This window comes from Pseudoalteromonas citrea, from assembly GCF_000238375.3.
Lineage (GTDB): Bacteria > Pseudomonadota > Gammaproteobacteria > Enterobacterales > Alteromonadaceae > Pseudoalteromonas > Pseudoalteromonas citrea.
Genome location: NZ_AHBZ03000027.1, coordinates 586642 through 599849 on the forward strand (window position 1 = coordinate 586642; position 13208 = coordinate 599849).

General features: G+C 40.2%; 13 protein-coding genes. 1 reads left to right on the plus strand and 12 read right to left on the minus strand.

Features of this window, described 5'->3' with window-relative positions; translation table 11 throughout:
- Nucleotides 1-235: 235 nt before the first annotated feature.
- From PCIT_RS20640 to PCIT_RS20660, 5 genes are read right to left on the minus strand one after another with little or no spacing between them, the layout of a single operon-like run.
- Nucleotides 236-1930, minus strand: coding sequence for a hypothetical protein (locus PCIT_RS20640; RefSeq protein WP_010361906.1), 1695 nt, complete (start codon nt 1928-1930; stop codon nt 236-238).
- Nucleotides 1930-2316 carry a DUF3192 domain-containing protein gene (locus PCIT_RS20645; protein ID WP_010361907.1) on the minus strand — a complete coding sequence of 129 codons (387 nt, stop codon included), beginning with the start codon at nt 2314-2316 and terminating at the stop codon, nt 1930-1932. The genes PCIT_RS20640 and PCIT_RS20645 overlap by 1 nt, the downstream gene beginning before the upstream one ends.
- 49 nt (nt 2317-2365) lie before the next feature.
- Nucleotides 2366-3157 (minus strand): flap endonuclease Xni, encoded by a 792-nt coding sequence (xni, locus tag PCIT_RS20650; RefSeq protein WP_010361908.1) that lies wholly within the window; start codon nt 3155-3157, stop codon nt 2366-2368.
- Complete coding sequence (gene ppnN, locus PCIT_RS20655) at nt 3154-4497, minus strand: nucleotide 5'-monophosphate nucleosidase PpnN (RefSeq protein ID WP_010361909.1); 1344 nt, start codon at nt 4495-4497, stop codon at nt 3154-3156. The genes xni and ppnN overlap by 4 nt, the downstream gene beginning before the upstream one ends.
- A 14-nt stretch (nt 4498-4511) precedes the next feature.
- Nucleotides 4512-6053, minus strand: coding sequence for a GGDEF domain-containing protein (locus PCIT_RS20660; protein ID WP_010361910.1), 1542 nt, complete (start codon nt 6051-6053; stop codon nt 4512-4514).
- Nucleotides 6054-6238: 185 nt separating this feature from the next.
- Here PCIT_RS20660 and PCIT_RS20665 point away from each other — a divergent pair, with 185 nt between their 5' ends.
- Nucleotides 6239-8023, plus strand: coding sequence for a M61 family metallopeptidase (locus PCIT_RS20665; protein ID WP_040696377.1), 1785 nt, complete (start codon nt 6239-6241; stop codon nt 8021-8023).
- A gap of 105 nt (nt 8024-8128) precedes the next feature.
- On the opposite strand, the gene PCIT_RS20670 is transcribed toward PCIT_RS20665, so the two are convergent.
- From PCIT_RS20670 to hisB, 7 genes are all read right to left on the minus strand, one after another.
- Complete coding sequence (locus PCIT_RS20670) at nt 8129-8896, minus strand: glycosyltransferase family 25 protein (RefSeq protein WP_010361912.1); 768 nt, start codon at nt 8894-8896, stop codon at nt 8129-8131.
- A complete protein-coding gene (locus tag PCIT_RS20675; protein ID WP_010361913.1) occupies nt 8896-9381 on the minus strand; it encodes a hypothetical protein in 486 nt (161 codons plus the stop codon). The genes PCIT_RS20670 and PCIT_RS20675 overlap by 1 nt, the downstream gene beginning before the upstream one ends.
- 62 nt (nt 9382-9443) lie before the next feature.
- Entirely contained in the window at nt 9444-10055 is a 612-nt protein-coding gene (gene hisIE, locus PCIT_RS20680; protein WP_010361914.1) for a bifunctional phosphoribosyl-AMP cyclohydrolase/phosphoribosyl-ATP diphosphatase HisIE, read from the minus strand.
- A complete protein-coding gene (gene hisF, locus PCIT_RS20685) occupies nt 10046-10825 on the minus strand; it encodes an imidazole glycerol phosphate synthase subunit HisF (protein ID WP_010361915.1) in 780 nt (259 codons plus the stop codon). Before hisF ends, hisIE begins: the two co-directional genes overlap by 10 nt.
- Nucleotides 10807-11541: a 1-(5-phosphoribosyl)-5-[(5-phosphoribosylamino)methylideneamino] imidazole-4-carboxamide isomerase gene (locus PCIT_RS20690; protein ID WP_010361916.1), complete on the minus strand. Its 735-nt coding sequence runs from the start codon at nt 11539-11541 to the stop codon at nt 10807-10809. Before PCIT_RS20690 ends, hisF begins: the two co-directional genes overlap by 19 nt.
- A gap of 11 nt (nt 11542-11552) precedes the next feature.
- The gene (gene hisH, locus PCIT_RS20695) at nt 11553-12143 is read right to left on the minus strand and encodes an imidazole glycerol phosphate synthase subunit HisH (RefSeq protein ID WP_010361917.1); all 591 of its coding nucleotides are present in this window, start codon (nt 12141-12143) and stop codon (nt 11553-11555) included.
- A complete protein-coding gene (gene hisB / locus PCIT_RS20700) occupies nt 12140-13201 on the minus strand; it encodes a bifunctional histidinol-phosphatase/imidazoleglycerol-phosphate dehydratase HisB (protein WP_010361918.1) in 1062 nt (353 codons plus the stop codon). The genes hisH and hisB overlap by 4 nt, the downstream gene beginning before the upstream one ends.
- Nucleotides 13202-13208: the final 7 nt, after the last annotated feature.

Genomic DNA, 13208 nt, shown 5'->3' on the forward strand with positions numbered 1-13208 from the left:
ATATATAAACACCAGCCCAATATTGAGCTCACATCGTTTAGTGTAGTAAACAAAATTAAGGGGAGTGTCTGTTCGCTTGAATTTTAAGGGCGATTTATATCAATTTATACTGAGATATGCCAGTCTGGAATGACTTTATGGTATAAATTGTATTTATGTTTGTTATGCATGATATTTATGGTGTAAATAATGGGTTGAATTTACCACAATCTGCACGTTTTTTAACTAACATTCGTTATTCAATAGTACAGTAAGGGGATTGTTCTAATATAGCGGTAAAAAGCTCTTCACGACTGTGCCAGTTAAATTCCTCTAAAGTAGCGTCTAAAAGTTGGCTTTGCCAAGCGGTTAGGTGTGATTCGCCAGTTAGGATGATGACAGTAATGAGCTTAACGGCAGAAAATAGCTTGGCATCGATAGATAAGCTCTGTTTTTCTGCCATTTCTGTTTCTGTAAAGGCATTATGCATCTTCGAAAACCTGAAGCTGCCTTTAACAAAATCATTTAATAATGGGCCATTGAGTTGTTCAAAGCCAAAAATACATGCGAGTGAAACAGGCGTTTGAGAAAAATCATCTGACGGTGGAGTTACCAATCTCATGATTTGTGAGTCATGGTTTAGTAGAATAAAGTAGATTACCGCAGTAAATGGTCCAAGCAGAGCTTCAAACGATTCGGGTTTACTTTTACTGAGCAATACAAAAATTATTTTACTTATCAGCGTGTATTTAGACCAAATATCGGCAGAGAAAGGATGTGGTTGCTCAGCTAATAAAGTTTCTAACAATACGCGTTGACAAAGCAGACCTGCTGTATCTAAACCAACCATCGTTAAACAATGTCTAAGCGTAGTTGCTTTTTGGCCTTGCCTATTATATTGGCGAGCAGCATGGCGTAATGCTTGTTCTAGCTGAGTAAAAGGGGCTATGGTTTTTTCAATTGCCTTAAACTCAATATATTGTTCTTGGCCAAGTTTACCAACCGCCGCTAAAATGGTATCTGTATTATTGCCGGTGTGCTGGGGCAACTCGATGACTTGCTCATTAAACCAGATACTATATAGGAGCGTTTTGTCTGTGGTAATGATAGGTTTATAATAAGGACTGGGTTGTTTCGATGTCTTGACCATACCCACTATTTTATGGTTTTTTAATATTCCGAGTGTTAAAGATTTGTCGAGCTTAGCAAGAACTATCGCATTATTTTTCTTATATTTGACCATAACACCGCACGGGTAGTTGGTAAATTGTTTGGCCAATGCCGTTAAGCTTGATTGTGCGAATTGATTGTGCGTATTGACATATAAAGACTTGATCGTTTGTATAATATTAAAGGTTCTGACTTTAGGTCGCGGGGTTATCGCTTTTGAAATCCGCTTCGCAAGGCAAACCAGTACGGTTGTGTTGTCATAAAGAGGTATATGTTTGACCCCAGTAATTGCCACTGTATATTTATCAAGGCGAGATAAAATTCGTTGTAATTGGCCACTTGGTACCTTAGCACTTTTAAGCATTTTGAGTGCGATTTGGTGCCGTAATTTTAATAACTTTTGTTCTTGAGTCGTTAACGGTTTTGCTTTGGCTGCACGATTGGTTTCATTGGTACTGCAAAGGTGGTCTGATAGGCACGCTAACACTAATTCTTCTGTAAATTGTGACGAATATCCATTTGCGTGACATAGAGCGCATATCACAATACATTGATTTACAACTAAGTTAGTGGTGTATCCATGGTCAGCCACGTAAAATTGCAAATGTGCGTGCAGTGCATTGGGTGTGTGTTTATACATTAAAACAAAACGTTCAGCTAACTGGGTCAACGTCGGGTATATAGCAGGCCATTTTTCTTTATTATAATAGAACTGGAGAGCCTGATGAGTGTGGTCAAACAAGCGTTTTAACTGCTTTGGACTGGCCTCAAAAGCGTACACTAATTAAACGCCTTGTCATATGCTACCGAGGCACTTGGCCCCCACAGCGTGAGTTTTCCATTTTCAAATAACAGACCTGTACATTCATCACGGGTTGTAATCCCGTCAGACTTAATTAGTTGGGTCCTATAATAAACAATCTGTACAACGTTACCATTGTCTTTTTTAGCGAATGTTAAATCGGGGCTGCCTAGTGTTTCTAGCACATCATCAATGGTTTTTTCCTGCCCAATCTCCAACTTAGATATGAACCGATTGTTAAACGCCTCACGATCTTGCCAGATCATTGCTTGAGGGTCATCTTTATAAAAATTAATAACGAGCATAACAATGACAGCATATACCGCCAACCCTAAAACAATGTATTGTAGTACTTTTTTGATCATATAATGCTCATAAATCAGTTGTTTTTAGTATAGCAAAGCCTTAATACGTTTATATATTTTTGTCCAAAGCAGTCAATCTTATTTGATTTAGGTTGAAGCCTAAATGAATATCTGTGCGCAAAGTAACAAGGTTTTTACTAATTATATAATTGTCCATCCCGTTTGCTATTTTATTCTTTAAAGCGGGTTTTAACTGCTCGTGCGTCATGGCCGAGTCAACATTTCCAAACTCTGTAATTAACCCCGCGGCAGACTTACTACCAACACCGACTACGCCCGGGATATCATTGGTTTTATCTCCAGCTAGCGCCCATAGCTCTATGAGAGAAGTTTTAGGAACGCCAAATCGTGATTGTATTTCTTCATCAGTTACCCACGCTTTTTTAAAATAATCATAAACGCCAATATAGTTACTAATTAAAGGGTAGAATCCTTTGTCTGTAGAGATAATTGTTGATGGTATACTGCCGGTTTGCGCTTTATACGCAAGCGTTGCTATAACATCGTCTGCTTCATCTTGTTCTGGTCGATAAGCTGTGACACCTAATTCAGAAAATGCTTCACAAATGGTTGATAAATTATCTGCAAGTAAGCTAGGCATTGGTTTTCGAGAGTGCTTATATTGTTCAAAGTAGTGGTAACGCCAACTTTTATCTCCGTCGAAGACAGCAATAATATGTGTAGGTTTGGTGATTTGAATTATCTTTTGGGCAGCGTGCTTAACTCTTGCTTTGCAGGACAAGACTGTTTGCTGGTCACCATGATGTGAATGCTGTAAGTCTACAGCAAAAATGCGCCGAACTAAGTTCAGCGCATCGATGAGTACTAAGTTTTTATTCATGCTTTTATTTTATAACACGGTATATATTTACTGCCTGGAAGCTTCATTCTACCTTGTTCTACAAAAGCTTGCAGAAGTTTATCCATATCTTTCATTAAGGATGAGTCACCACTTAATGTGTAGGGTCCATTACTCTTTATTGCCCTGATCCCTTCATCTTTTACATTGCCTGCAACAATGCCTGAAAAGGCACGACGCAAGTTGGCTGCTAATAACTGTGTAGGTTGGTCCAAATGTAAGTTAAGGCCTGACATATTTTCGTGCGTTGGCGCAAATGGCATTTGAAATTCGTTATCAATTTTTAACGTCCAATTGAAATAGTAGGCATCGCCTTGTTCTTTTCGATACTGCCTAACGTCAGTCATAGCATTTTTAAGTTTAGTCGCAACCAAAGTTGGGTTGTCTACGATAACTTCAAATTTGTCGAGTGCTTCTTTTCCTAAAATACTTTCTACGAATGCACATATTTCAGTAAAGTAGTTAGCTGATTCTTTAGGCCCTGTTAAAATGACGGGTAAACACTGTTTTGCATTGTCAGGGTGTAACAAAATCCCTAGGAGATAAAGGAGCTCTTCGGCAGTGCCTGCTCCTCCTGGGAATATGATTATTCCATGTGACATTCTGACGAATGCTTCTAAACGTTTTTCAATATCTGGCAAAATTACCAGCTCATTTACAATAGGGTTGGGCGGTTCAGCAGCGATAATGCTCGGTTCAGTAAGCCCTAAATAACGATTACTGGTTATACGCTGCTTTGCATGACCAATCGTTGCCCCTTTCATTGGTCCTTTCATAGCGCCTGGTCCACAGCCTGTGCAAATATTCATGCCACGTAAACCAAGTTGATAGCCAACTTCTTTGGTATATTTATATTCTGTTTCATTAATGGAGTGCCCACCCCAGCATACGATGAGGTTTGGGTCTGTATTAACTTGTAAAGCATCTGCGTTACGAAGCATATCAAACACCATATGGGTAATTTCTCGAGGTATTTCTATTTGTTCTTGGTGCCTTTGGCAAATAAACAATATATCGCGGATCACCGAGAAAATATGCTCGTGAATACCGGTAATGATCTCTCCATCAACGAATGCGGTCTCTGGAGGATTATCTAATTCTATTTTTATACCCCGCTCTCGGGCTATTAGACGTATCGCGAAATCTTGGTATTTATTGTAAATCTCTGAGCTGGAGTCTGTATGGCTGCCTACGTTAAGGACCGCAAGAGCGCAGTTTCTAAAAAGCCGATAACGTTCGCTATGTGATGATTGTTGTAATAAGTCTACTTCAAGCTGAGATAACAGATTTAACACACCCGTTGGGTTTAACTGTATTTGCATAGGCATTCTCCTTGTTATTCACGAAGACAAACACGGTCCCTACCGCTATTTTTTGCCTCGTAAAGTGCATCATCCGCTCTATCAAAAGCGGATAACGGTGTATCACCTTCTTTAAACTGTGTTGCGCCTAAAGAAATGGTAATTTGTACTTGCTTCTCTTTAAACTTAAATGGTATTGATTTTATGGTACTTCGCACTTTTTCTAATGGTTGTTCAGCATTATTTAACGGCATACCAGGCATTAATAGTACGAACTCTTCACCGCCATAGCGCGCAATAAAGTCCGTTTTTCTAATAGATTTCTTTAACGCTCGAGCGATAACTTGGAGCGTTTTATCGCCAGCACTATGTCCATATTGATCGTTAATTGATTTAAAGTGATCAACATCAATGACAACTAAAGTCACGTCGGTTTTTTGCAAATCAAATAAGTGAAATTCTTGGTTGAACCTATCATCAAATGCAGCTCGATTTGGCAGTTTTGTTAACCCGTCAAGTAAGCTCTTAAAGCGTTGTTCAGAGAGCCGCTTTTTATAGTTTGTCACTTTTGATTCTAGTACGTTGATACGATCGTTAATTTTTTCAAAACTAGCAAAGAGGGCTTCTTTATCTGCGCGCTCGAGCTTTTCTCGTTTAACCAAATCACTACTTAAAATTTTAAGTTCACCATCAACTAAGGCTTTAAGCTCTGTCATAGAAGTGGCTTTTTGAGTTTGCTCGTTTAGGCTTTTTATTTTTGTTTCAATTTGTTTATTTAAGCCACTGAGCTCGTCACTCATTGAACGGGAGTTTTTAGTTGTATCAATAATAGAGGAATGTAGTTCTTCGAGTGTTTGATTTAATGAAACCAAAAAACCCTGTGCAGATTGACGTTCTCTAGCGATGCTTTTAGCAATGATCCTGACAATGCCTAGTGCTGATTCAAGTAATACATCCACATTGTCATTCAGGCTTATATTATTCTTAATTGCTTTGACTTCATTTGCGACATCTTCGTCGAAAATTAACTCATTGGCTAATGCGAGCAGCTCTGCGGCAATCTCTGGGTTTTTGTCTGGGCCTGAACTTGGTGTTTCAGTTAATACGGTAGCCTTGCTTTGTAGCGCTTTATGGTAAATAGTGACAAGCTTGTCGAGTATGGGAATGAAGTCATTCGTTGATTGTACATCAAGCTCATGATCGAGTAGATGGCGAAGCATTCTTCGGCCATCTTCTGGCAAGCCTTTAACGCGCTGTAGCTGTTTTCCTGAATCCGTAATTGATTGAAGTAGCTGTCGGTGATTAGCTGAATTGACTGCTTCTTGCTGTTTTAGCATTGTGGTCATGTTATCAATCAGAGGGGAGAACTCTTCAAAGTCCATGCCTTTGTTTAACGCACTTCTGAATTTAGCAAGTTGGTTGTCTAGTGCGACGTCTTGACCTTTACAGCTAAGAGATAATTTGGCCGCGAATTGCGATAACACGTCAACTTGATGCTTTCGTGCTGTTTCTAGGGCTTTGCGAACTTTTATTGCCTGCCCGAGTTTTTTTTCTAAATGCTCAGTATTATCAGTCACAAATATAGACCATTTCCATTGTAGTGGCTCTCACTCACAAGTTTACAACAAATATCTGATTAATGTAGATGATTTTGCGTTTTGCTGGCATTTCTTCAAACAAAAATGGGGATTCACCGCGTTTTATAAATAAAAAGATAAGAGATTTGATAGGGTCGAAGAAAACATTGTTATTTAAAAAAGTTATGATAAATAAACCAACCCTTATTGCCTTGGCATGTACGCCATTCCTTTCGTTTGCAGAAGTCGAATACCAACTCAAAATAGATCAAGGTGCCCATCACTTAGGAGATGTTTCCATCACGTTTCCCAAATCTGCGCAATCCCATTTAGATATACAACTACCAGATTGGCGCACGGGTCGTTATGAGATATTGAATTTGGCTAATGGTGTTCGGCTGTTCAATGCAGAAGATCAAAATGGCAATGTGTTAGAGTGGAATAAAGTTGATAAAAATACCTGGCGGGTTCATTTTGACGAGCCGACAGAAGTTAATATTGACTATCAGGTTTATGCAAATGAGTTAGGGCTCAGAGCAAGGCACATTGATGACAGCCATGCGTTCATTGATGCATCAGGTTTTTTTATGTTTAGTGATTCTTTTCGACAAGAGCCTGTGAGTGTCGAATTAGAGGTTCCTAAGGAGTGGCGCTCTGTATCAGGCATGGCGTTCGGGGATAATAAACACAGTTTTGTCGCTAAAAATTATGATATTTTACTAGATTCACCAATAGAAACAGGTATTAATGAATTACGTAAGTTTGAAGTAGACGGCCGACAGTACGAGTTAGTGATATGGGGAGAGGGTAACTACGACGTTGCGTTGATGCTGCGGGATTTAAAAAAGTTGGTTAAAACAGGCAGCTTAATTTGGGATGATTACCCATATCAGCGTTACGTGTTTATGGTACATGCTACCAGTGGCGCGCGTGGTGCGACTGAGCATTTAAACTCGACGATAATTCAACGCCATAGAGATTCGTTTGCCAAAAGAGACGACTATGTAGCGTTTATCTCCACAGCAGCACACGAATTTATCCATACTTGGAACGTGAAAAATTATCGACCTGAAGGGTTAGTACCTTACGATTATACTGATATTAATTATAGTAACTTATTGTGGTTGGCTGAAGGGTCAACAAGCTATTTAGAAGACTACCTATTACTGAGTGCGGGTATAACAACTAATAAAGAGTATTTTAAAGGACTCACTCGTACCATTAATCGCCATTTAAACACCCCTGGTCGTGAAATTCAGTCTGCCGCGCAAACAAGTTTTGATAAATGGATCAATCAAGGGGGTGATCACGGCAAAAACTACAGCACTAATATCTATTCTGAAGGCGCACTTGTATCTATGGCGCTTGATATTGATTTATTAGTCAAAAGTGATGGGAAGGTTAGCTATAAAGATGTACACCGCGAGCTGTATAAACAGCATAAACTGCCAAATTCGTTTACCAGTGCTGATGTAAAAGCAATTTTAAAGCAGTTAAGCGGGAGAGATTATAGTCAGTGGTGGGCTAAACATGTAGATGGACCATTAAATCTAGACTTTGATGCATTATTAGCGCAGGTCGGTTTAGAGCATGTACGTCCTTCATCTGCAAAAACTGTTGCTTCAATGGGGGCCACAGCAAAGAATCGTGGCGAAGTATTAGTACTTAATCACGTAGCCAGAGAGGGAGCAGCTTGGGCCGCGGGCCTTACTTCTGGTGATAAAATTGTTGCGGTTAATAAACACCACGTTCGAAAATCACTCAACGCAACATTGCAACGTTTTTCTGCAGGTGAAAAAGTTGAGGTTGAATTTATTAGGCGTGATAAATTGATGAGTACAACATTGACCCTATCACTGGATCATAGTAAGCCTAAGTTAGTCCAGCCAATATTAACCCCATCAATTATGCAAGCAAAGTTGTATAAAGCTTGGATGGGCGTTGCACATCCATATCAAACAACTAATTAAGCTACTAAGGTTGGTAAAGTTTAAAGGGTAGTTCTTGTATTTAAACTTAAACTCCAGTTATTGAGCAATAATAGCTGGAGTTATGGTTATCTAGCATGTCAGTTATTAAATTTTACCCTTTAAAACTTCGATTACTTGCTGAGTGGCGTTACGATTAAGTCGCTTTTCTTGAAACTGATGCCATTTTCTTTTCCAAAAATGCTTTTTTACAGGCGCACTACTAGATGCTTTGGCAATATCGCTTTCGAACTCTCCGGCTTGCTCAATGTAATAAGGCATCATTGAATACACGGGGACGTTGGTTTCCCAAATATGCTGTATATCAGTGTCAACAGGTCGAGCAAACTGTTCGGTTGCTTTTAGAAGTCGCTTAGCGCCCTCTAAACTAATAGCTTGAGCACAGCAGCCTGTCATTGCTTTTTTATGTACCACAAGGTCAAAGTGGCTATTGAGCTTAGATTTGAACGAAATTGGCTTTTCGCGATTCTCATATGCTGCAAGCTTAATGAGTTGCCAATCAAAATTAAGATCAGCTATGGAGTCAAAAACGTCCTGTAACGGGCCAACTAGTTTAAAATCATCCTCAATTATAATGGCATAATCAAGTTGACGGTCAACAATGGTCTGCCATGCTTTTCTGTGGCTTAAATAGCAGCCAATCTCGCCTTGACTAAGTACTCGATGATACTTTTTGTGATTCAAGGTGTGACTGTAATGGCGGTTAAGCTCCTCTTTACTTAAAGACTTTCCATACACCCCTGATAGTCGCTCAAAAGGAATATTTTGACTATTTAACCTATCTGTACACGCTTTTAAACGTTTTGTGCTTTGATCTAAGTTGATCAAAAATATGGCAGGAACGTTGGTGTGCATTACTGTGATATCTCTAATTTAACTTGCCAAGGCTTATTTTTGTCAAAAGTTTCGTGTTTCGACAGACTCAGGGTAGGAGACTGCGCCGCTTTTGAAAATTGTAACGTGTTTTTCTTTTGTACTGCTTTCCACTCAGTACTTAAACATGATTCAATCAGGCGCTTAGATGTATCAAAGACTTGTGACGCAAGATCGTCGCTCGCATAGTTTTTTTCACAGTGGTAACCAGTTAAGCCTGTGCTGTAGTTACTTATTTGACATTGCTCACCGACTAAATGTGCTTTTGCTTGCCATGATGTTAAAAATGGGGTCGAGATTTGAGCGCCTTTTAACGGTTCAAAATCTGATGGTGCACTATTTATGAGTGCTTCAACCTTTTGACACATACTCATTGTGTCGACTTGAGCTTGCTTCGAGGGAGATAAAGTATTGCAGCCAGTTAAGCCAATTATAAGGGAAAAGGCGCTAAGAAGAGGTTTTACCATGGTGAGATCCTTAACTATTTTTAGCAAGCATACCATGGTAAAACGTAAAGACCAGACTCGAGTTACTTATGTCTGTTTTGCAAGCAGCTTATAACGCTTGATAAATCAGTTTCACTGCGTTGTAACAAGACCAATAAATGATAAAGTAAATCAGCTGACTCGTTTTCTAATTCGTTTATATCTGCTTTCATTGCCGCAAGTGCTACTTCAACGCCTTCTTCACCTACTTTTTGACAGCTTCGGCTAATGTCTTTCGCGAACAAAGATGCAGTATAACTCGAATCAGGGTCATCATTTTTACGCGATACAATGACTTCTTCTAACTCGGCTAAAAAACCGATAGCGGGTTTAGCATCACCAAAGCAACTTTGGGTACCTAAGTGGCAGGTTGGCCCCTCCGGTAACGCAAACAATAAAATTGAATCTTGGTCGCAATCAGTATGCGCGCTTACCAAGTTGAGCACATTATTAGAAGACTCCCCTTTGGTCCAAAGGCGTTGTTTTGAGCGAGAATAAAATGTCACCAGTTTCTTTTCTAATGTCATTTTGATTGCATCACTGTTCATAAAGCCTTGCATGAGGATCACACCTGACGTGGCATGTTGAACAATGGCTGGCAGTAGCTCAGCTTTATCAAAGTCTAATTGTGTTAGGTTTGCGGGGGTTAATTGCATAGTCTACTCGCTATATTTTGAGATGATAAAAACTGCTTTAGCTCGTTAATATTTATAATGTTTTTATGAAATACGCTGGCGGCCAATGCGCCATCAACTTGACTATGTGTAAATACATCAGCGAAGTCTTGCATTGTACCTGCACCACCAGATGCGATAAGTGGCACATCACAAATGGCTCTGATTTGACTTAATTGGTCATTGTCGTAGCCTTTTCTTACGCCATCTTGATTCATACAGTTGAGCACGATTTCTCCAGCGCCTAGTTCTTGTACTTTTTTAACCCATTCTTGGGTTTTATAGCGAGTACGGCTTGACGCATTTGGATCCCCTGTTAATTGATACACAAGATATTCGCCAGATGCTTCGTCGTAAAAACTATCTATACCAACCACAATGCATTGTTTACCGAATTCATCATGTAATTCTTTGATGAGTTCAGGTCGCGCAATTGCTGGGCTATTGATACTGATCTTATCAGCGCCTTGCTCTAGAACCTTGGCTGCATCAGCGACTGATTTAATTCCGCCAGCGACGCAGAAGGGAATATCAATGTGTCGAGCAATATTTTCGACCCAGTTTACGTCGAGTAAACGCTTTTCCACACTGGCACTTATTTCATAAAATACCAGCTCATCTGCACCTGAATCACTGTAGAGTTTAGCTAGCTCTAAGATGCCACCAACAACTTCATGGCCCTTAAATTTAACGCCTTTAACGACTTGTCCATTCTTAACATCTAAACATGGGATTATTCGCTTTGATAACATGCCAGAGCCTCCTCAACTGTAAATGCGCCATCCAGTAGCGATTTCCCAAGAATAATGCCACCGACACCTATCTCAATTAATCGATTAATATCCTCTAACGAGCTTACTCCGCCAGATGCTTGCACTTTTATGTTCTTATTATGCGCACAAAGTTGTTCATATAACGCAAAGGAAGGGCCGGTCATGGTGCCATCCTTACTGATGTCCGTACATAGGAAGTCAATTATGCCAAGTTCAGCATAAAAGTCGACGAGTTCAAATAAATCAACCTTTGCATCTGAAAGCCAACCATGAGTTGCAGGTGCCCAACCAGTGTCGGTTTTGTTGACATCTAGGGCTATGACGAAACGTTTAGCGCCAAACTCTTTAATCCAGCTAGATACCTGAATTTGTTGGTCGACAGCCATGGAACCAATCACAACTTGTGAAGCTCCGGCGTCAAGCCATTGTTTAACATCTTCATAGCTACGGACCCCACCGCCAACTTGATAAGGGACTGATAATCCGCTGGTGGCTGCTTGAATTTGTTGCCACTGTTTTTTAGCTGGATCTCGTGCGCCTTCTAGATCAACCAAATGAAGCTTAGTCGCACCACTGTTTTGGTATGACTGTAACCGTTCATCGAGTTGAAATGGGTAAAACTGGGCTGTATCGTATTTGCCTTGGTACAATCTCACGATTTGGTTTTGTAGTACATCTAATGCGGGAATGATCATATTAAGGTCCTTTACAATTGCCAGTTCAAAAAGTTTTGTAGTAATGTTGCGCCCACTTTGGCGCTGCGTTCAGGGTGAAACTGCATGCCAGCATAATTATCTTTGGCTACAATAGCTGAAAATTGTTGACCATATTCCCCTTGAGCCAATGTTGACGTGTTGACCGAGTGTGCAAAGCTGTGCACAAAATATACTTGGTCGTTACTCGTGATATTATTAGTCAATGGGTGCTCAATGCAGTGTGTTAAGTTATTCCAACCCATGTGTGGCGCCGTCAACCCTTGGATATCGAGTTGAGAAACACTGCCAGGTATCTTTCCTAGGCAAGTAACATTGCCTTCTGCTGTGCTCTCACACAACAATTGCATACCTAAACAAATCCCCATCAATGGCTTTTGAAACTCATCAATCGCTTCATTCCACCCTTGGTTGATTAGACGCTCCATCGCCACTTTTGCATGGCCAACACCCGGTAAAATAGCACGGTCAAAGTGGGCAAGTTGAGCTGGTTCGGTGATAACTTCAGGTGTGACACCAAGGCGTTCAAACGCAAACCTTACCGAGTTGATGTTGGCACAACCGGTATTAATAATGGCTATCATAAACACCCCTTAGAGCTGGCTGTTTGTTGTGTGGTGTCTTTAGCAATTGCCATTCTTAATGCCCGAGAAAAGGCTTTGAATAAGCCCTCAACTTGGTGATGGCAGTTACCCTCTGACACGGATAAAATCAAACTTACTTGAGCATTGTCTGCCAATGACTTAAAAAAGTGTTCGACCATTTGTACATCTAAATCTCCAGTACTCTCTCTGGTAAATTCTGCATTTAATACAAATGACGCGCGACCAGATAAATCGAGTTGGCATTCTGCTTTGCACTCATCCATCGGGAGTGAAAAACCGTAGCGGGCAATTTGTGATTTAGTGCCTAGCGCTTGCTTTATTACTTGCCCTAGTGCTATCCCCACATCTTCTACTAAATGGTGTTCATCGATGTGAAGATCACCTTTAGCAATAATATTTAAGCCAATATTTGCGTGCGTCCTAATTTGGTCGAGCATATGGTCGAAAAAGCCTAACCCTGTTGCAATTTCGCCATTTTTAGTTTGATCAAGATTAGCTGAAACACTGATCTGTGTTTCTTTGGTATTGCGACTTACCGTTGCTTTTCTGTTTAATGTGGTCAACTGGGTTACAATGTGGGACCAACTTCCTTCATATAAAATACCTTCAATACACAGGTTTTCAGCGAGACCTATATCGGTTTGTCGGTCTCCAATCACATATGATTTAGCAAGGTCAACTTTACCAGAGCGCATAATTTGCGTGAGTAGGCCAGTTTTTGGCTTTCTGCAGTTACAGTTGTCTTCATCAAAGTGTGGGCAGATCAACACCTCTTCGAAAAATATTCCCTGACTTTCAAATATCTCCATCATTTTATTTTGTGCTATGTCGAAGTCAGCCGTTGGAAAGCTAGCGGTACCAAGCCCATCTTGATTAGATACCATGACAAGCTTGTAACCTGCATTTTGCAATTGGAGTAGGGCGGTGATCACATTAGGTAACAGGACGAGCTTTTCAAGGCTATCGACTTGTTTATCTGTTTTTGGCTCGTCTATTAGCGTGCCATCTCTGTCTATGAATAAATATGGACTGCTCATTATTAAT

Coding starts and splice junctions, on each gene's coding strand:
- PCIT_RS20645 (WP_010361907.1), bottom strand. CDS start 2,316: ATGATCAAAAAAGTACTACAATACATTGTTTTAGGGTTGGCGGTATAT.
- xni (WP_010361908.1), bottom strand. CDS start 3,157: ATGAATAAAAACTTAGTACTCATCGATGCGCTGAACTTAGTTCGGCGC.
- ppnN (WP_010361909.1), bottom strand. CDS start 4,497: ATGCAAATACAGTTAAACCCAACGGGTGTGTTAAATCTGTTATCTCAG.
- PCIT_RS20665 (WP_040696377.1), top strand. CDS start 6,239: ATGATAAATAAACCAACCCTTATTGCCTTGGCATGTACGCCATTCCTT.
- PCIT_RS20670 (WP_010361912.1), bottom strand. CDS start 8,896: ATGCACACCAACGTTCCTGCCATATTTTTGATCAACTTAGATCAAAGC.
- PCIT_RS20675 (WP_010361913.1), bottom strand. CDS start 9,381: ATGGTAAAACCTCTTCTTAGCGCCTTTTCCCTTATAATTGGCTTAACT.
- hisIE (WP_010361914.1), bottom strand. CDS start 10,055: ATGCAATTAACCCCCGCAAACCTAACACAATTAGACTTTGATAAAGCT.
- hisF (WP_010361915.1), bottom strand. CDS start 10,825: ATGTTATCAAAGCGAATAATCCCATGTTTAGATGTTAAGAATGGACAA.
- PCIT_RS20690 (WP_010361916.1), bottom strand. CDS start 11,541: ATGATCATTCCCGCATTAGATGTACTACAAAACCAAATCGTGAGATTG.
- hisH (WP_010361917.1), bottom strand. CDS start 12,143: ATGATAGCCATTATTAATACCGGTTGTGCCAACATCAACTCGGTAAGG.
- hisB (WP_010361918.1), bottom strand. CDS start 13,201: ATGAGCAGTCCATATTTATTCATAGACAGAGATGGCACGCTAATAGAC.